Source organism: Paenibacillus sp. PvR133 (assembly GCF_017833155.1).
Taxonomy (GTDB): Bacteria; Bacillota; Bacilli; order Paenibacillales; family Paenibacillaceae; genus Paenibacillus; species Paenibacillus polymyxa_B.
This window is the reverse complement of record NZ_JAFIBS010000001.1, coordinates 1,688,707-1,707,500: the sequence shown is the minus strand read 5'-3', so window position 1 is coordinate 1,707,500 and position 18,794 is coordinate 1,688,707. Positions and strand designations below refer to the sequence as shown.

Annotated in this window: 14 protein-coding genes and 1 pseudogene (1 of these 15 running past the window's edge); 4 read left to right on the top strand and 11 right to left on the bottom strand. The window is 47.7% G+C overall.

Translation table 11 applies throughout. The features are described from left to right. From JOE49_RS07540 to JOE49_RS07495, 10 genes are all read right to left on the bottom strand, one after another. Nucleotides 1-681, bottom strand: the 5' portion of a protein-coding gene (locus JOE49_RS07540) for an ROK family protein (protein ID WP_071559441.1). Its footprint begins 282 nt before the window's first position; only the first 681 of its 963 coding nucleotides appear in the window; it begins with the start codon at nucleotides 679-681; the stop codon falls past the left edge of the window. Between the two features lie 128 nt (nucleotides 682-809). Further along, nucleotides 810-1,649, bottom strand: a complete 840-nt coding sequence (locus tag JOE49_RS07535; RefSeq protein ID WP_028541977.1) for a MurR/RpiR family transcriptional regulator — start codon at nucleotides 1,647-1,649, stop codon at nucleotides 810-812. Further along, nucleotides 1,627-2,346 (bottom strand): N-acetylmannosamine-6-phosphate 2-epimerase, encoded by a 720-nt coding sequence (locus tag JOE49_RS07530; RefSeq protein WP_068938318.1) that lies wholly within the window; start codon nucleotides 2,344-2,346, stop codon nucleotides 1,627-1,629. The genes JOE49_RS07535 and JOE49_RS07530 overlap by 23 nt, the downstream gene beginning before the upstream one ends. 5 nt (nucleotides 2,347-2,351) lie before the next feature. Then, complete coding sequence (locus tag JOE49_RS07525; RefSeq protein WP_160788956.1) at nucleotides 2,352-3,890, bottom strand: DUF4127 family protein; 1,539 nt, start codon at nucleotides 3,888-3,890, stop codon at nucleotides 2,352-2,354. A 100-nt stretch (nucleotides 3,891-3,990) separates the two neighbouring features. Continuing rightward, the gene (locus JOE49_RS07520; protein ID WP_209940836.1) at nucleotides 3,991-5,817 is read right to left on the bottom strand and encodes a protein O-GlcNAcase; all 1,827 of its coding nucleotides are present in this window, start codon (nucleotides 5,815-5,817) and stop codon (nucleotides 3,991-3,993) included. A 50-nt stretch (nucleotides 5,818-5,867) separates the two neighbouring features. Next, nucleotides 5,868-6,758 carry a carbohydrate ABC transporter permease gene (locus JOE49_RS07515; RefSeq protein ID WP_023986649.1) on the bottom strand — a complete coding sequence of 297 codons (891 nt, stop codon included), beginning with the start codon at nucleotides 6,756-6,758 and terminating at the stop codon, nucleotides 5,868-5,870. Then, the gene (locus JOE49_RS07510; RefSeq protein WP_013308405.1) at nucleotides 6,758-7,639 is read right to left on the bottom strand and encodes a carbohydrate ABC transporter permease; all 882 of its coding nucleotides are present in this window, start codon (nucleotides 7,637-7,639) and stop codon (nucleotides 6,758-6,760) included. The genes JOE49_RS07515 and JOE49_RS07510 overlap by 1 nt, the downstream gene beginning before the upstream one ends. Before the next feature lie 63 nt (nucleotides 7,640-7,702). Continuing rightward, nucleotides 7,703-8,977, bottom strand: a complete 1,275-nt coding sequence (locus tag JOE49_RS07505; RefSeq protein WP_160788959.1) for an extracellular solute-binding protein — start codon at nucleotides 8,975-8,977, stop codon at nucleotides 7,703-7,705. Nucleotides 8,978-9,160: 183 nt separating this feature from the next. Continuing rightward, nucleotides 9,161-9,727 carry a DUF420 domain-containing protein gene (locus JOE49_RS07500; protein ID WP_013308403.1) on the bottom strand — a complete coding sequence of 189 codons (567 nt, stop codon included), beginning with the start codon at nucleotides 9,725-9,727 and terminating at the stop codon, nucleotides 9,161-9,163. Nucleotides 9,728-10,017: 290 nt separating this feature from the next. Then, a complete protein-coding gene (locus tag JOE49_RS07495; RefSeq protein ID WP_013308402.1) occupies nucleotides 10,018-10,293 on the bottom strand; it encodes a GNAT family N-acetyltransferase in 276 nt (91 codons plus the stop codon). A 315-nt stretch (nucleotides 10,294-10,608) separates the two neighbouring features. Here JOE49_RS07495 and JOE49_RS07490 point away from each other — a divergent pair, with 315 nt between their 5' ends. The 3 genes from JOE49_RS07490 (at nucleotide 10,609) to JOE49_RS07480 (ending at nucleotide 13,132) form a co-directional block, all read left to right on the top strand. Next, nucleotides 10,609-11,571, top strand: a complete 963-nt coding sequence (locus tag JOE49_RS07490; RefSeq protein ID WP_209940835.1) for an ATP-dependent DNA ligase — start codon at nucleotides 10,609-10,611, stop codon at nucleotides 11,569-11,571. A gap of 110 nt (nucleotides 11,572-11,681) precedes the next feature. After that, nucleotides 11,682-12,224 (top strand): MarR family winged helix-turn-helix transcriptional regulator, encoded by a 543-nt coding sequence (locus JOE49_RS07485; protein ID WP_023986644.1) that lies wholly within the window; start codon nucleotides 11,682-11,684, stop codon nucleotides 12,222-12,224. Then, a complete protein-coding gene (locus tag JOE49_RS07480; protein WP_209940834.1) occupies nucleotides 12,209-13,132 on the top strand; it encodes an alpha/beta hydrolase in 924 nt (307 codons plus the stop codon). The genes JOE49_RS07485 and JOE49_RS07480 overlap by 16 nt, the downstream gene beginning before the upstream one ends. Nucleotides 13,133-13,192: 60 nt before the next feature. Here the strand turns inward: JOE49_RS07480 and JOE49_RS07475 are convergent, their stop codons facing one another. Next, complete coding sequence (locus JOE49_RS07475; RefSeq protein ID WP_269321404.1) at nucleotides 13,193-14,128, bottom strand: manganese-dependent inorganic pyrophosphatase; 936 nt, start codon at nucleotides 14,126-14,128, stop codon at nucleotides 13,193-13,195. 362 nt (nucleotides 14,129-14,490) lie between these two features. Between JOE49_RS07475 and JOE49_RS07470 the strand changes: the two are divergent. Next, nucleotides 14,491-18,784, top strand: a pseudogene (locus JOE49_RS07470) (S8 family serine peptidase). Nucleotides 18,785-18,794 lie beyond the last annotated feature (10 nt).

The following is an 18,794-nucleotide window of genomic DNA, read 5'->3' as shown; positions in this document are numbered from 1 at the left end:
CTCGTTCCCTGAGCGGTACAATTTACCGACGTGTTCCCTACCTCGACGTAACAGGGCGCTCCCCGATACATATTGCTCGGCGCACCCTTTTTTTCCACAATTGCAGGGGTGTCCCCCCGGGAATAGAATACTGTGCCCCCAATCACCGCCACTCCAATGAGTCCCTCTGCACAAGTGGCCATTTTCCATATATGCACCTCCGACACCTGTTCCCAACGTGAGCATCACCAAGCGTCGCTTGCCCTTCCCCGCTCCCTGCCACGCTTCTCCAAGTAAAGCGGCGTTCGCATCATTATCAGCAACCGCTCGTAAAGCCAGTTTTTCTCTAGCCCACGTTACCAAGGATGTACCTTGCCAGCCAGGTAGGTTATCTGTGGCATACACAACTTCGCCGCTCTCCACATTTACTCGGCCAGCAGTAGCAATGCCTAGAGCGCCTACATCTATATGGGCACCGATGCTGGTATCTCCAAAAGAACGCAACAATCCGAGCACAGATTCTGACACCCGCGACAACACCCATTCACGTCCACGGGAAGCGTCCGTATCCAGCCGGATTTCATCAAGCACCGATCCGTCCGGTGCCACTATGGCGGCCTTCACCGATGTGCCCCCAATGTCGATTCCAATGACTCTGTTCACAGCAGCTGCCACCACACCAACCTCCTTGTTGCCCCACATAAAAGCTTACTAGCTCTTTTTACAAACCTTCTATTAGTAGCAATACATGAATAGCCATTCATATGCACCACAAACACAAGTCATTGAACTGTCGGAGCGCACAGTTTTCAATTCACAACTGAAAAATCTCAATAGCTTCGTTCAATAACCGCCCTCGCTGTTTTTTCCTTCATCTGTTTGGTGTGACTCGTGTGCTTGCGAGCAAGCCCTTCGCAGATGAGGTCAATCACGAATAGCTGTGAAATTTTAGCACCGATTGAACCACCTTCTATCGGGGCTTCTTTGCCTGCGGTCAGTAACACGATATCTGCAATGGAGGTGATGGGTGATTTCGCATAATTCGTAATTGCGATAACAGTTGCACCGTTTTGCTTGGCTTTGTGCAGCATATCGTTCGTATCCAGCGTACTTCCTGATACACTGATGCCGATAGCGACATCACCCGGGTTCATGGACACCGCCATCATCGACTGAATATGACCGTCTGCCACGGCCTCGGCGCGCCGCCCGATCCGTAAGAAACGATTTTTAGCATCCTGCGCGGAAATTCCCGAAGCGCCTACGCCGAAAAATTGAACATAGCCCGCTTGATCGAGACACGCAATCGCACGACCAAGCTCTGAATGGTCCAGCAGTCCCATACTGGAGTGCAAAATATCGAGCATGTTGTGATACACCGTACGCGTAATATCTTGTTCGTTATCTGGGTCGATGTTCTCCTCGCCCATATCGGTTTTACGATAAGTCTGGTTTTGTGCCAGGGACAGTCGGAAATCCTGATAACCTTTGAAACCAATTTTCCGACAAAAGCGCATCACCGTCGTTTCGCCTGTACCTGCAAAATCCGCCAGCTCCGTCACGGAGAAATATATGATATCTGCGGGATGCTCCAGTACGCATAAGGCGACTTTCTGCTCCGATTTCGTTAATGAAGGATAGTACGTGTTAATTCGGTCGTTCATCTCCATAGATGCATTTCACTGCCTTCCTTGCGGCATCGGCAAACCGCTGCGTAATCAATTGAGGTCTGGTAATCGCCGAGCCTACAACCACTGCATGTGCTCCCATTCGGAATGCTTCCTCAACCTGCGCTGGATCATAGATTTTGCCCTCTGCAATTAAAGGAACAGGAACCAGTTCCGACGCTCTCCGAACCAGCTCCAGATCAGGACCCTCAATCTGAGTAGAGTACGGCGTATACCCGGATAACGTGGTGGATACGCAGTCTGCGCCAAGGGAGGCCGCATGAAGCGCCTCCTCCAGTGTCGATATGTCTGCCATGGAAGTGACTCCCTGCTCATGGGCATAATCTAGGAGCCTCTTCAGCTTACATCCCGCTGGGCGCGGTCGTAATGTGGCATCCAGCGCAATGATATCCGCGCCTGCCTCCACCAGTTCCTCCATTTCACGAAGGGTGGGCGTAATGTAAATATCAGAATCATCATAATCCCGCTTAATCAAGCCAATCACTGGTAGCGAAATCGCCTGTTTAATCGCACGTACATCCGATGCGCCATTGGCACGAATCGCTACAGCTCCACCCTGCTGTGCGGCACGCGCCATTTTGACCATAGAATCTGCTCCATGTAACGGTTCGCCTGGGAGCGCCTGACAGGATACGATCAGTCCGTGCTGAACTTTGGATAATACACCTTCCATTCCCATAGGAATCACCCTCTCTTCTCGGCATGATGCCGTACGGTTAATCCGACTTCAAAGGTGCGGTTCCACGGCATGTAGCAATCTGTAATTTCCACGCGGCCTTCCGGCCCGTTCACATATTCATTGAGCGCCTGCTCCAGCCGTCCGCGAATAACCGCAGCTACCGAGCCTCTCGGTCCATCGAGCATAAACTTGGTAAAACCCATCTGCTCCACAATCCCGTTATTCATAGCCGTACGTACCACAGCGCAATAACAGGCATCCTCGGCGTAGCGCAGCGACAGAAAATCCAAATGTTCCTCCGTAGAACCATAGTGGGTATACAGCATAGACTGGGCAATGACGGTGCCCAGCGTGTTAGAACTGGTATTCCAGCCTGCATAACCTGCCAGCTTAAAAAGCAGTCCTTTTTGCTTTAATAGTCTAAGTAGCTTGAGATCTGCGCCGTTGGCGTAGCCCACATCAGCAACTGCAACATTTTGACCTGTATATTGCAGCATATAAGAACCGTACTCAACCAGCTCTACTACATTCCGATGTACATCATATCCGGTCATTGCACGCTGCTGGGATGAAGCCTCTGCCATCGTGTCACCGGGTGTGTTAGCCAACAAAATCAAATCAGCCTCCGTTGCTGAGGAAGCTATCAGCCCACCTGCCGCCATAATCTGATATTTTAAGGTTTCGTAAAAATAGCGATCTTCAAAAAGCGGAACTACGAATGCCCCCTGCAAAGCAGACAATCGGGGATACACCAGTGGGACTACATTATTCATCTTGTTAACCCAACGAGCCAGCAACGTACAACCCACTTCATCTGCCCCCGGGTACATGTATACATTCAAATCCAGCCCAAGCTCAGAAATACGACTTCTTAGCCGCTGCTGATCCTTGGCGGTATAGCCGTAGGGAGCCGAATCATCCTGTGGGATGATCATAAAATCAATGATACCTTCTGCTACGAGATCCAGTGCAACTTCATTAGCCTCCAAATTCACATGGCGACGCCCCAAGTAATCATCCAGTATTTCCATTGGCAAACGCTCGTTTATATCAGCTAATTCGAGCAACTCTTCTGCGGTAGCGATCCCCAGCTCCTGACGATGCTCAATGAAGCCCTTTCGGAATATCTCACGACCCCAATCGGCATAGTAATCCGGTTCTTCATCAGCCAAAGAGTATTGCGGACAACGCATAATTAGTTGAAATGCATACAGAGTCAGTTGCGGATATAGTTGCTTTAGCCTGCGAAGCCGATTCACTCTATCTCTGACCTGCTCGCTCGACATACCGTGTAGTCGAGAAGGTACGATTCCTCCGTACAGCAACGTATCCATCGCAACAATAGCTCCATCAGCAGTAGCCGCGCGTTCTTCAAGCCATGCCCATAGTCTGGTCGTATCGCCAGGGGTTTTCTTTTGTCCCATCCATTCTAATGGGGGTAGCTCCATTTCCAAGTCTGTACCCTGTGCCAGTAAATAAGGAAATTGATAATTACAGGGCCGCTCATCCAGCGGTATAAAAAGTAATCGGGTGCTTGACTTCACCGTACGTTCCACCTCTCCTGAAAATTACCGTTATCCTAACGGCAAATGATTATTTTCAGGGCAGCTATGCTGCCTTGGTTTCATAATCCATCGCAAACACTCACAAGATCAGTCGATATTTGCCTTGTTCGTCCTGATCGACATAACCCCACTGCGCGGCAGCACGGATCGCCGGATTGCTACCCAGCCGAGCCTCCGCTTCTAAGCAAGCAGCGATACCGCGTCGCAGTTCTCCTGCGATTTCGTCCGTCAGAGGCGACGGCTCTTGCCCGTCAACTACTTCGCTCGGCGTGCTGCTCTCCCCGGACTGTGCATCGTCCTGTCGCTCGCTGCTGAGCGCGGCTTGACGCATCACCTGCCATAGGCCCGCGTCCAGCTCGGCACGTTCCAGCCACGGTGCGGCCTGGGACACGAACCCTGCCGCTAGATCATCGGCAGGCACGTTCCGTAGGACGCTCACGGTCTGAAGCAGCCGCTCAAAGTACATATCCAGCGCAGGGATATCGCGCATTTGCAAAGCAAGATCCACGTCCTCATACGCGCTGCCGCCCAGTCGGCTGTTCCTGTTTTGACGACAAAAAAACATCAGTTCATCCGCACGCTCTCCCGCTAACTCCCGCGCAGCCCATTGCCAAGATAGCTCAGGCATATACCGTTCACTGTTCCACATATAGTGGGACATCGTAATGAGCGTTACTTTGGAGCATTCCCACTGATTCATCGGGTTGGCCACCATACCGGTATGTCCGCAGTCTGGTAGCCCGGAATACCGTCCGCGCAGCGGATCAAGGAATAACCGATCATGGTCACAATCATTCACCGGGATGTTATCCCACAGCCACAGCTCATGTCCGAAGAACGCATGATTATTGGCGGCGTGCTCGCGACTAATCTGTGGGGCAAAAACAAAGTACCCCGTCCAGAACACCTTAATCTCCGGATGCAGCCGCTCACGGAAGTCCTTTTTGTATTCGGTATCCCAATACGACCAATATTCCGAAGGACAGACTGTCAGTGTAAACTCAGGCAGCCGTTCAGCCAGCCATGTGTGAACCTTGTTCGTCAAAAAGACATGAGCGTGACCCGAGCGGCCCAACAAATGTCGATTTTCCCCTTTGAGTACATAATCAATATCATCCATTAATACAGAAAAATGACGTACGCCAATCGCAATCACGGCCGCCAGCTTTTCCGTCAATTTAAGGAAATCTTCATCGCTGCCAAAGCTTAGGTCGTTCCCTGGACTGATACAGTAATGAAAATCAATCTCATGCCGTTCACAGGCTTCCTTTAATTCGCGGATCTGGTCAAACGTATCCTCAGGGTACGGCTCTCTCCATAGCTCACGATGATATGGATCATCCTTGGGGGCATACATGAACGTGTTCATCCGATGCGCAGCCATAAAACGGACGGCATCCAGCCGATCCGCGAAACTCCACGGTTTCCCATAGAAGCCCTCAATAATTCCTCTGACCGGGAATGAAGGCTCATCCCGAATAGACATCACCGGCAGAGTACATCGCTCCTGTTCCACTTGAAGCAGGAGATGCAGGGCATCCATGCCGTATTTGAGCCCTCTTTTATTGGAAGCATGGATTTCAATCCGCCCGTCCTTCTGAATGTCCAACCGATATCCGTCTGCAGCAAGCGTTCCGTCATATTCGAGCACCAACTGCACGCTTCCCCGTGTTTCAGTCGGTACACCCGGTCCTGGAGGCACAATAAGCTTGATCGGTCCCTCGGGGTCCAGCACACCTTCATACTCCTGATTCATTGCAAAGCGAGAGGACAGTTCACAGACCAGACGCGGTTCGGAGATAACCAGCCTTTCCCCGCTGTCATACACATCACGAAAATAATATTGTATCTCCTGCGGTGATAACCCTACACCCGAATGAGGCCCCATTCCTTTGGACAATTTCATCGCAATCATCTCCTTCCATTCACAGGCTCTTCGTAGCCATGACTACTGGCTTATCCTTTTACCGCTCCCGCCAAACCTTCCATATAGTAGCGCTGTGTAAACAGGAACAATATAATGATCGGCAGTACCGAAATCATTGTGCCTGCAGCAATCCAACCGAAGTTATAGGCAAATTGACCGTTGAGATACGTGAGCGCAGCTGCCAGCGGATATAGCTCCGTATCATTTAAAATAACGATAGGCCACAGAAAGCTGTTCCAGAACGACATCGCCTCCAACAGAGAAATTACAGCGAGCGCCGGCTTGACCAGCGGAAGCACCAGCTGCCACCAAATTCGAAACTCCGAAGCGCCGTCCATTTTACCGGAATCACGCACATCAGTGGGAATATGAATAAACGTCTGTCGCATTAGAAAAATGTTGAACACGGAGACTGCCCCGGGCAACACCACACCCAAATATGTATTGCCCAGATGGAGCCCTTGAATGGTCAGATAATGCACAATAAATGCGGTGTAGGAAGGAATAATCATCGTGGCAATCAGCAGCGTAAACACCAGATTTTTACCCTTAAAACGAAATACAGCCAAGGGATATCCCGTCAGACTGGCGAGTACCACATTGAGCACAACGCCCAACACCGTAATGATGACCGTATTCAGCATATACTTTGGAAAATTCATGAACTGCCACACCTGAACATAGTTGTCGAAATCGATAAAGGTCGGAAAAATAGCGGGCGGCGTTGAAAAAATGTTACGACCTGGCATGAGGGATACGCTGAGTAGCCATAGGAACGGTCCCATTAAAAAGAGGGCGAGTAGCACTAGAAGCACGTAGATGACCGTCATTCTCAGCATTCGAGCAAGACTGCGCATGATGCGGCTGCTTTCCTTTTTAGGAAGAGATGAGCGTAGCATTTTGTCATCCTTTAGATTCATCAATAGGGATTGACACCGCCTTTCCTATTGAATCGGAATACGATAATACTAAGTACGGCAATCATTGCACCGACAATTAAGCCAAGCGCAGAAGCATATCCAAAATTGAACTGCTCCATGCCCTTTTGAAAAATATACAAGCTGGATGTCAACGTGGCCGTTCCCGGTCCACCCTTGGTTAGTACATATACTTCATCAAATACACGAATAGCTGACATGAGTGATATAAGGGTACAGAACAAAACGTAAGGTCTTAACAGTGGAAGAGTAATATGAACAATCAGACGCCATCGGCTTGCTCCGTCGACTCTAGCGGCTTCGTACAGATCTTGAGGAATATTTTGTAATCCAGCCAGATAGAGCATCATATAATACCCGAGTCCCTTCCACATTGTGATGAACATCAGTACATACAAGGCCAAGTTGCTGTCCGATAACCAGTGTATGTCTTTGCTAATCAAGCCGACCTGCATGAGCAAGTAGTTCACTACGCTGTTATTGCCCAATAGCCAGCTCCAAATTAAGGCTACAGCTACCATCGAAGTCACAACAGGGATGTAGTAGGACGTACGAAATATTTTAATTCCCGGGATACGGCTGTTCACAAGCACGGCCATCAGGATGGAGAAAATTTGGAGAAAGGGGACAATGAGCACGTACAACAATGAGTTCCAAATCGAAATAAGAAAGTTACGGTCCTTAAACGCCGCTTCAAAATTATCCAAGCCGACAAAATGGGTATCTGATATGACAGAGTAGTCTGTCAATGCCAGCGGGATGCTGTAAATAATAGGCCAAAATACAAAGACGGCAAGCAATAACAGTCCTGGCGTCATAAAGGCCCAGGCCGTAAAGGACTCCGACCTTAACCATTTGATCATGCTGCATCACCACCTGATTTTGATAAATGAACAGGGGAGTATTCATTTACTCCCCTGTCAAACCTATTGCTTTAAAATATCGTTCACTTCCTGCTCCAGGGCAGTAAGCGTCTGCTTCGTATCCGTGCCGTTCAATACAATATTTTGCAAAGCTCGCGCGATGGCACTGTTCACATCTTTGGCATTAGGCACACCGACCATATAATCTGTCGCCTTATCCAAGCTTTGCGCGGATACTACCTTGGCTTGTGCTTCTAATGATTTATCAGACTGAGTAAAATATGGATCTTTAATGGAGTCTTTCGTGGAAGGTAGTGTATTCGCCGCTTTAGAAAAAGCTGTTTGACTCTCTGCGTTTGTCAAGAAAACAGCAAATTTCACTGCTTCGTCCACATGTGCAGACTTAGCAGGTACGACCAGGTCCATGGAGTTGGAGAGCCGCACATCAGCTTTACCAGTTGGGACAGGAACAGCAATTGTGTTCTTATAAACATCCGGCGCTGCCGTTTTGATAAAATTGATGAACGTCGGGCCTGCCAGCTCGAAGGCAACCTGCTCGCCGGCATAATATTTCACTTGTTGTGAGAAGTCAGCGTCTTCCTTGAGTACAACGCCATCTTCCATCTGTTTTTTTAGCTTATCAATCATGGTGACTGCTTCTGGTGTATTGAACGCCGCTGATGTCTTTTCTTTATTTAGAATGGGAATGCCGTCCACAGCGAAAAGCTTGGATACAAGTTGCTGAGCATAGCCTGCTTTGCCAATTTTTCTATTGATCTGACGGCCCCACTCAGACAATTCCTCCCGGGTTTTGGGCGGATGAGCAGGGTCCAGTCCGGCGGCTTTGACCAGCTTTGTATTCATGTAAAGCACTTCTGTACCGGTATACCAGGGTAGCGCATAAGCTTTACCGTTAATGACTGTGGAATTATAAATACCCTCGAAATAAGCAGCCTTTTCCTCAGGCGATAAATGCTCATTCATATCAACAACAGCACCCTTGGAGCCCATTTGGCTAGCAAATTCTGTATTGAGATTGACTACATCCGGACTGCTGTTACTAGCGATACTTGTCAACAGCTTGTTGGTTACCGCATCATAAGGGTAATCCTTCCAGTCAATTTTGACATTGGGGTTCTTCTGCTCATAATCGGCAATCACCCGATTGAAATACGGGGTAAATGTAGGTTGTAGTGCAATGGTCCAAAATTGCAGTGTTACTTTCCCTCCGTCAACCTTTTCCGACTTTGATCCTCCACCACCGCAGCTGCTCAGCAGTACAACCAGCGCCAGCATAGATACAAGCAACCGTAACCTGCCTTTCGCTTTCTTTGTCACATGGTGACCCCCTTGTTCTTAGTTGATTAAGGCAAATTATAGCAGAAATACCGCTAAAGAAGGAACGTTTTTTCAATAAAATAAATTTAGAAGGAATAATTTTTCTTTTATTGGATACAAAAAAGACGCCTCTTCAGCAGAGACGCCATTTTCCTAAATCAACCCGCAAAGGGTTCACATCTATTAATAGTATGGGGCCATGAAAACGTACACCAGTACCCCAGTCAAGCTCACATATAGCCAAATTGGCATCGTCCAGCGCGCAATCTTACGATGTTTTGCTACCTGCATCGTCCATCCCCATACAACTGTGAACAGTGCTAGCGGTACAATAATCGCAGCCAATATGCTATGCGAAATCAACAGCGTAAAGTAGATCGGCCGAAGGATACCCACCCCACCATATTTTGCAGTTTCCGGCGAAATGTAGTGAAAGGTCAGGTAGGAAAATAAAAATAAAACGGTACTGGCGAAGGCCAGCAAAACAAAGGTTTTATGAAGCTTAATGTTCTTTTTGAAAATAGCAACCAGTGCAGCCACCAGAAAAATAAACGTGAAGCTGTTAAAAATCGCATTCAGTCTTGGGAAAATAGTGAGATCAAAACTCACACTACCCTGGTATCCGATCGGCGAAAAGAACAGCAGCAAAATAATCACGTTGGCTATAATGGAAACGGTGATAATCAAGGCTGTAAAATTACGATTGCTCGTTGGAACGTACTGCTTGTCCTCACTCGCTTTATTCATCATGAGCGTCTCCTTCGTTAAATTCAGGTTTTCGTTACTGTTGTAGTCATAACCATAATATATTATATAGAACTCATGGACAGCCTGTGAAGTGACAACAGTATGAACAATTTCACAGCCATCTGTCAGAAAATATGCTTCAACATTTGAAATAGCCCTTTACTTCCCTATATCAACGGTAGAATGCATTGATTTTACAAGCTTTATGCACACATAAAAAACACCGGGAAGGTCTGATTACCCGCTCCGGTGTTGTGTCGGTTATGCAATTAAGCAGCCTTGATGATCCATATTCATTGCTGCCATACGTCACTGTATTCCTGATGGCGCTTGAACAGAGCAAGCGCGTACGAGCAAGCAGGGATAACCTTTTTATGCTGATTCCTTGCCATATCAACCACTCTGTCGATGAGCTCCTTGCCGATTTTTTGACCCCGTAACTGCTCGGATACAAATGTATGGTCAATGACCAATGAGTGGTCATCTATGGATTTATAGCCTACTTCTGCAACTACCTGTCCATCATCCACCATGACTACTGCATGGTCCTCCTCGCGAATTTGTCTCATGAAACCAATCTCCTTTCTGACTGAAGAAAATCCCGTTACAACTCCATGCTAACGTATTACTGCAATCACTTCATGCCGACGCTAGATATCCTTATCATTCCCCTATTTAGGAATCAGCGAAACATCACATACGAGGATTTTGCAAAAATCCCATAAGCGACTTCAAATGAACAAGATATAGATCGAAATGGTTTAGTTCGTCTATATCTTGCACTTCGGAGCGACTGGAATCGAATTTTTCAAAATCCTGACACATAAAATAAGATCTATCGTCGACACTATATTTATTCCAATTAAGGCAAGGGAGGTGCTGCGTTGCGTACGGAATTAAAACCTGTCATCCCGTTTGAGCCAGAACTGAGCGAAAAAGTACCTGTAGATCCGGGCCTTTGGCGTTATGAAATAAAATGGGACGGTACGAGAATTTTGACGTATCACGACCAGGGCAGCACACGCCTGTTTAACCGCAAGCAGCATGAACGAACGCTTTTATACCCGGAGCTTGCTCTCTTCCCCTCCTACTGTAAGGCTGATTCGGTCATATTGGACGGGGAAATGATCGCACTCGGTGCCGACGGTAAGCCATCGTTCCATGAAATTATGCGACGGGATCTGATTCGTCGGACGGATCGAGTTCAGTCAGCCTATGAAGCTGTACCCGCTACTTACATGTTGTTTGATATTGTTTATCTGAACGGGGAGTGGGTTCATCTTAAACCGTTACAGGAAAGGCTTGAACTGCTGCATCAGATCATCATACCGAATGAACGGATTCAACTAGCTCCCGCTCATCCTGATGGACAAGCTCTATTTCAGGTCATGTGCAGCCAAGGAATGGAAGGCATTGTGTGTAAAAAGCTGGATAGTCCGTACACATTGGGCGGAAAGGACGGACGATGGCTCAAGGTCAAAAATTATGGCGATATCATTGCCGTTATCGGTGGCTATACCCTAAACGGAGGCATTATCAATGCTGTGTTGCTGGGCCAATATGATAAACAAGGAATGCTGCGCTATATCGGGCATGTGGGGACGGGTAAGCTGACTCGGGAAGATTGGCGTCAACTTACCGAGCGCCTGCTACCACATACCATATCGGAGCGACCTTTTAGCAATAAACCGGATCGGCATCAGGACGCATTTTGGGTGAAACCCATGTATACCGCCAAGGTTCAATATATTGAATGGCGGTGGCAAGAAGGACGTACCCTGCGTCAGCCCTCCATACAAGCCTTTGTGAATCAGAGACCCGATCAGTGTATCGGCCCCTGGATGTGACGTTTTACAGATATATTTTCAAAAAATGCGGAACAAAGTTTGTATAAATCATTGCAACCAGTGGTTAATTAAATTACAGTTAACTAATTAACTACATCGAGGTGGATCGCATGTTCTTTTTTTTGGACTCCGAAATTCGTCAACTGGCCTATAATCTCTTTCCAGGTGGCAATAAACCGATTGGTGTTTTGGTAGATTTATTTTCCATAACGTATGAAATACGTAAAAACATGGAAAAACGTTCGCGTGAATTTGGTCTGTCCTACGGGCAATATATCGCGCTTTGTGTACTTTCAGCGCAAAGAGATGAAATGTCATCTCCTTCTGCTTTGGCTGAAAAGATGGGGGTAAGCCGGGCAGCAATCAGTTCTATGGTTATTTCTCTCGAACAAGAGGGATTCATTAATAAATATGACGATCCCAATGACAAGCGGGGAGTGTTCGTGTCCCTGAACGATAAAGGAAGAAGTAAAATTCAACAGATGGACCCCTTTTTCGTAGGGCTGGCTTCACGTCTGATGTCAGACTTTAGTGAGTCGGAAATCTGTCAGTTCCAAACCTATTTGTCACGCGTACGTTCTGCGTTTGAAGATGTCAAAGGTTCGCGTCTAACCGACTCCAGAGAGGAGAGAGAAAAATGGTGCGAAGACTGAGACAAAAACTGTTCGTCAAACTTGCCCGCATATCGGCTGGCAGAATGGTAGCTGCGTCCGATTTCAAACCTTCGCATTCTCCCAAAGTACATCGGAAAGAAAGGATCATTCCCACCTCTGTTGGTGACTCCAGGGTGATTGTATATGAACCTTCTCACCGGTCTGCTGATCCACTCCCTGTATTTGTGAATTTCCATGGCAGCGGCTTTGTAATGGGCAGCGCCGAAATGGATGATCCCTGGTGTCCGGTCATTGCTGAACGTGCGAATTGCGTTGTCGTTAATGTCGATTATCGCTTGGCCCCGGAGCATAAATTCCCTATCCCGCTACAGGAAAGCTATGATGTGACCCAATGGTTGTACGAGCATCCTGATGTGCTCAACGTAGATCCTCAACGCATTGCGGTCGGGGGACACAGTGCAGGTGGTAATCTAGCGGCAGCGCTGTGTCTTATGGCCCGGGATCGCAAGGAATTTCCGATTATATATCAGGTACTGGATTACCCACCATTAGATATTGCTACAGATCCCAAATTGAAGCCCCAATTCGAGAAAGCGATTCCGCCACGAGTAGCAAAGATCTTTAATGAAAGCTACCTGCACTCACCAGAGGAGGCGCGGAATCCGTTAGTTTCCCCCATTTTTGCAGAATCACTACATAATCTCCCTCCTGCTCTGATCATAACCGCGGAGTTGGACTCCTTGGCTGACGAAGCCGAGTCGTACGCCAAACGGCTGATTGAAGCAGATGTGCCCGTGACGTATAAAAAATACATGGGTGCCGCACATGCATTTACCCATAGCGGCGATCTCGCTGTAGCTGAAAACGCCTGGCACCTGATGAGCGATCAGTTGAAATTGGCATTTGAATTCCGCATCGGAGACGTCCTGGCAGAACTGAAGAAATAAAAATAAGCCTCCTGCTTCCACTGCCATTATGCAGGGGTTCAGGAGGCTTATTTTTTATCCTTACAAACTGTTAAAAGCGTCAGTCAATACAGGCACAATTTGCGATTTTCGCGATACAACGCCTTTTAGAACAGCCTTGTTGTCATCCAACTGTACATTATAGGCTTTCTCAACCGCTTGTGCTTGGCTTCCCAGGGCAATACCAATGGAATCACTGTTCACAATGTCTGTTACAACGAACAGGAACAGATCGAGATTTTTGGCCTCAATGGTTTGGGATAATGCAACTTCTAGGTCAGCTTGACGCGATAGCACATCGTTGACGTCTACTGCGTTCACTTGAGCAATTTCCACTTTGCGACCATTCATCTGAAATTCTTTGGCATCCAGACTTACTAACTGTTCAATGGTGTGACCACTCAAATCAGCCCCCGCTTTAAGCAAGTCAAATCCGTAACGATCTGCATCCACACCAGCAATTTCAGCCAGTTCACGAGCAGCAGCCACGTCTTGATCCGTGCAGGTTGGGGATTTGAACAACAGGGAATCGGAAATAATCGCGGACAACATTAGACCTGCGATTTCTTTCGGAATCGCTACACCATTTTCCTTGTAGAGCTTGTTCAAAATGGTGGCTGTGCAACCCACTGGCTCAGCGCGGAAGTATAACGGCTGGCTTGTTTCAAAGTTAGCGATCCGGTGATGGTCGATGACTTCAGTTACACGTACTTTGTCAATATCAGCGGCGCTTTGCTGGCGCTCATTATGATCGACCAAAATGACGTTGTCCGTTTCAGCAGCAACCTGCTCAACTAGACGTGGCGCGCTCACTTTGAAATAATCCAGTGCATACTGCGTTTCCCCGTTTACCTCGCCCAGACGAACCGGCTCTACGTCCGCGCCCAGTTTGGTTTTTAAGTCTGCATAAGCAATAGCTGAGCAAATGGTATCCGTATCCGGATTTTTATGCCCGAAAATCAATGTTTTTGCCAACATAATCGACTCCTTTGCCTTAGGCATTTTACATGATTGTGAAACCTCAACAATTCCAATGCAGATTATATCATTAAATCTCGCATTCTCCCATTCCCCTTCGATTGTTTTCAAAAATAATCTAGTAAATTCATAACATTTCCATGGAATCTATATGTGATGTTACCCTTATTTTTTCTAAAAATATAAAAAACATATAGTAATATATCCCACCAATATGGTAAGATATGCCTCAAAACTGGCAAGTTAGTCACCAGTGGTCAATTCTATTATTTTAGATATTAAGGGAGGCGTGAGAACAACGGCAGTGGCTTCAAATCCTAGTATGTAGACATATCATATTTTGATTGAAAAGAGGGAAATCTTTGAAAAAGCCGATCATTTTGCAAAAAATACCTGTCGTATCACTCGCTCTTGCCTTGACGGTAAGCTTGTCTCTGCCGTCTGTCAGTTCTGCTGCTACCGCAGATCTGCAAATCAACTCATTTTTGGAAGCTCAGCAAGCATTGACTATTGAGGCGGCTCCGGCCTTCATTTCGCCAGAGCTAAGCACAGATTCTTCCCGCCAGGTCAGAGTCATCGTACAGCTTGATGGTGAGCCCTTAGCCGTGGACAAGTATGCGGCACGTTCAGGCTTCCAAGCTTTCACAGCTCAATCTGAGCAAAAAGCGGAATCCGCGATTGCCACCGAGCAAACTACGTTCGTAGACCAAGCCGCTGAGCATGGTATTTCTCTTCAGGTGAATTACCAGTACAACACGGTGCTTAACGGCTTGGAGGTCACACTACCAGCCAATAAGATTCCAGAACTGGCTAAACTGTCAGGTGTAAAATCCATTCATGAAAACAAAACGTATTATTCCATCCCCGTACAGGACCCGCCAACACTTACAGCCAGTGAAGCCACTTATGATAACGCACCGCTGGACCAGATTGGTGTTCCTGAAGCCTGGGCCAAAGGATTGAATGGCGAGGGAATCAAGGTCGGGGTTATTGATACTGGTATCGATTATGAGCATCCGGATTTGAAAGAAGCCTATAAAGGCGGATATGACTCTTTTGAACAAGACAACGACCCTTACGAGGAACCGTTCCTTGAAAAAGAAAATGACCCATACGGCACAGGTTTTAGCGGAACGACACATGGTACTCACGTCTCCGGCACAATTGCCGGTAAAGCCGCAAATAAATCCTCGGATATTGTGCAAAAGGGTATTGCCTATAAATCGGACTTATACGTGTATAAAGTGCTTGGACGCAATACCAAGACGGGACGCTCCTCCGGTTCCTCCGCACAGGTCATTGATGGCATTGAACGCGCTGTCAAAGATGGTATGAACGTCATTAACCTGTCGCTGGGCTCGGATTCCGAAAAGGACCCGAACTCCCCCGACTCCATCGCTATTAATAATGCTGTACTTTCCGGCGTAGTCGCGGTCATAGCGAATGGTAATGCGGCACAGGAAGGCCCCTATTTTTATTCCATGGGTTCTCCCGCAACATCACAGTTGGCGATTTCCGTCGGTGCAGCCACTTCGCCGAGCAAAAGCTTCTCGGGTACAGCTTCGGTCACCCGTGACTCCTATTGGGAGGCTAACGGTGAATTGAAAAAGACCGTAACTGATGATGCTTATGTACATTATGATTTTAATTTGATGGGCTGGGAGACAGGCAGAGAAGACTTTGCCTCCATTTTGGGAACTGCCCCTTATGAGCTCGTATATGCGAATCTGGGACAACCTGATGATTTTGAAGGGAAAGACGTAGCAGGAAAAATCGTCCTCGTTTCACGCGGCAACTTGGCATTCGTGGATAAAATCGCAAATGCGAAAAAAAAACGGTGCGAAGGCTGTAATCGTTTTTAATGGACAAGCAAAAACGAGTGATACCACGCAGGCAGATTTAACAGCCTCTATTTCAGACTTAGACAATTATGTGAACGTTAACCTAGGCGATAGCTTTGACTTTATTCCCACCTTTGACATGAAAGGTAAGGAAGGTCGTGCGCTGGCTAAACAAATCGTAGACAACGCGGGAGAGAAGTTCTCCGTTTCCTTTGGAGCAGATTATATTCGTACAGATAATGCAGGCAATACGATGGCCGGATTTAGCTCCCGCGGACCGAACGGAGATGAACTGCTTAGCATCAAACCAGACGTGAGCGCACCGGGGGTTGGCATTTTGTCAACCTACCCCGCCTTCGCCAAGTTCTATCCAGATGCATCTTATGAGCAAGCTTACAGTCGTAGCAACGGTACAAGTATGGCGTCTCCGCATGTGGCTGGACTTGCTGTGCTGCTGAAGCAACAGCATCCAAACTGGACACCGTTTGATATCCGCGCTGCGCTCGCCAACACTTCGGTTACACTCTTCAATGAGGATAAAATCCAATATGATGTGTATTCCCAAGGTGCAGGCCTAGTAAACATCGCTAATGCGATTCAGACTCCCGCTCTGCTGGAAACTGTTGAAAAGATCACGATTCTCGACAAGAACTTTAATCGGCAGGAGGTTGTGAATTACAATCCTTCCGCCAGCTTCGGGGTGTTACGACCTGGTAGTGATGCGAAGCAGATTCAGCTTCAACTCAAAAACCTGTCCACTAACTCTGTACAGTATGAGGCGAGCTATATTTTACATGATATTGTAACCTCAGATCCCAAGAAGCCAATCTCCACGCCAGATGTAAGCAACCTTTCCGTTCAGTTGCAAGGTATCGGCGCGAATGGAGCTATCTCAGCAGAACCCGGTAAATCGCAACCGTTCTTCCTGTCTGTACAACCAAATTCGGGTGCAGCCACAGGTGTATATGAAGGGGAGGTTATTCTAAAAAGCGCCGGACTGCCAACACTTCATCTGCCGTTCGTCGTTCATGTCGGCAAAGAAAATCCTACAACTGGCTTTGGCTTGCAGGACTTGAGTGTCACCAACCCAATTATTTATCCGAGTCGTACAGGTGCTCAACGCTCAACAGATTTGGCATTCCGCCTGACTACGGATAAAACGAACCTGATCGCGCTCTATGTGTACGGCGTAGATGACAAGTTAATCGGTCTGATCGATGGAATTACGACCTCCAAGGAACAAGGTGACAATGCACGCCTCAAACAAGGCGTCTACTCCTTCAAGGGCATTGACGGAAGTTACGCCGAATTAGATGACAATGGAAAATCTGTTTTGGATGCTAACGGTCAGCCCGTGATTCAGCATTTGAAGGACGGCGTATACAAGCTGGAAGTCAGCGCTCCGGAGTTGAATGCAAAAGGCGAAGTCGAGAGCACTACTAAAGGTCCTAAACTCTTCACCGCCACTAAAGCTATCCGTGTGGATAATAGCGCCGCATCCAGCGGTAGTGTTGGAGGCGGCGGTGGTGGAGGTGGCGGCAGAAGCAATACTACACCTTCTGCTGCAACGAACACATCCACTCCTGTCTCTACATCTGCACCTTCACTTCAAAGCGTTGTGAAACAAGGGCAGGCTGTTAAAACTGTCACTACAGCCGTTGCATTGAACAATAATGTACAGTCGCTGACAGTAACCGATGCAGATTTACAGGGTGCCGTGACAGCAGCAGGTTCCAGCCCGACAGCTATTGTACTGTCGGCTACTAGCCAAGCAGGCCAAACGACGAAAGCATCGCTCACTTCCACACAACTGGTAACGTTGGGCAAGGCTGCAGCAGGAAGCAGCTTGATTGTAAGCAATACAGGCTCTTCTCTGGCTTTGCCAGTATCCGCTCTGAAAAATGTTCCTGCTGGTGCAGGCATTGAAGTGATAATCAGCAGCCAGAGAGAGGCGAGTGGCACTTTTACAAGTAAGCTGAAAGGCTCCAATGTGATCGGCATCCCGGTAGGGTTTGAAGCTAATGTTGTCACTGGTGGCAAGAGTCAATCGCTCAAAGTTGCTCCAGGACAGTTCATAAGCAGATCCTTTACCGTACCTGGTCAAATTGATTCCAATACAGCCGGTGTACTTTATACGGCAAACGGAAATGTCTATCCCGTTCCATCCGTCTTCACCAAGCAGGCTGATGGATCTACCGTCGTCAAGGTAAGCCGACCGGGCTTCTCGACGTATGCAGCGGCGACACGTCCCGTTAGCTTTGAAGATATTTCATCGTCGTATGCCCAATCCGAAATTCAATCGCTGGCGAACAAGTTGCTGATTAACGGCACGACCGAAACGACTTTCTCACCGAAGAAGAACGTGACACGTGCAGAATTTGCAGCCCTGGTAACTCGGGCACTCGGCCTGACACCGGGTACTGCTGCACCATTCAGTGATATCCCGGCAGGTAGTTGGTACTCCGGCGATGTAGCAGCCGCTTATGAAGCTGGATTGATTACGGGTCGCAGCAGCGACAAGTTTGATCCGAACGCTAATATCAGTCGTCAAGAAATTGCTGTCGTGCTGGGTAAAGCTGTAGATCTGCTTCAAATCAAAGCAGCAGTCGATGGCCCTGCACGTACACCGTACCATGATGCTTCATCCTTTGCAGGCTATGCCAAGGACAGTATTGAAAAAGTAAGTGCAGCAGGTATCATCAACGGAGAAGCGATTAAAGGCTCCTCCTACTTCCAGCCGAATGCACCTACAACCCGTGAGGCATCTGCCAAGGTGCTGCATGTGCTTTTACAGAAAGCTTCGCTGATTAACTAACAATAGAAAA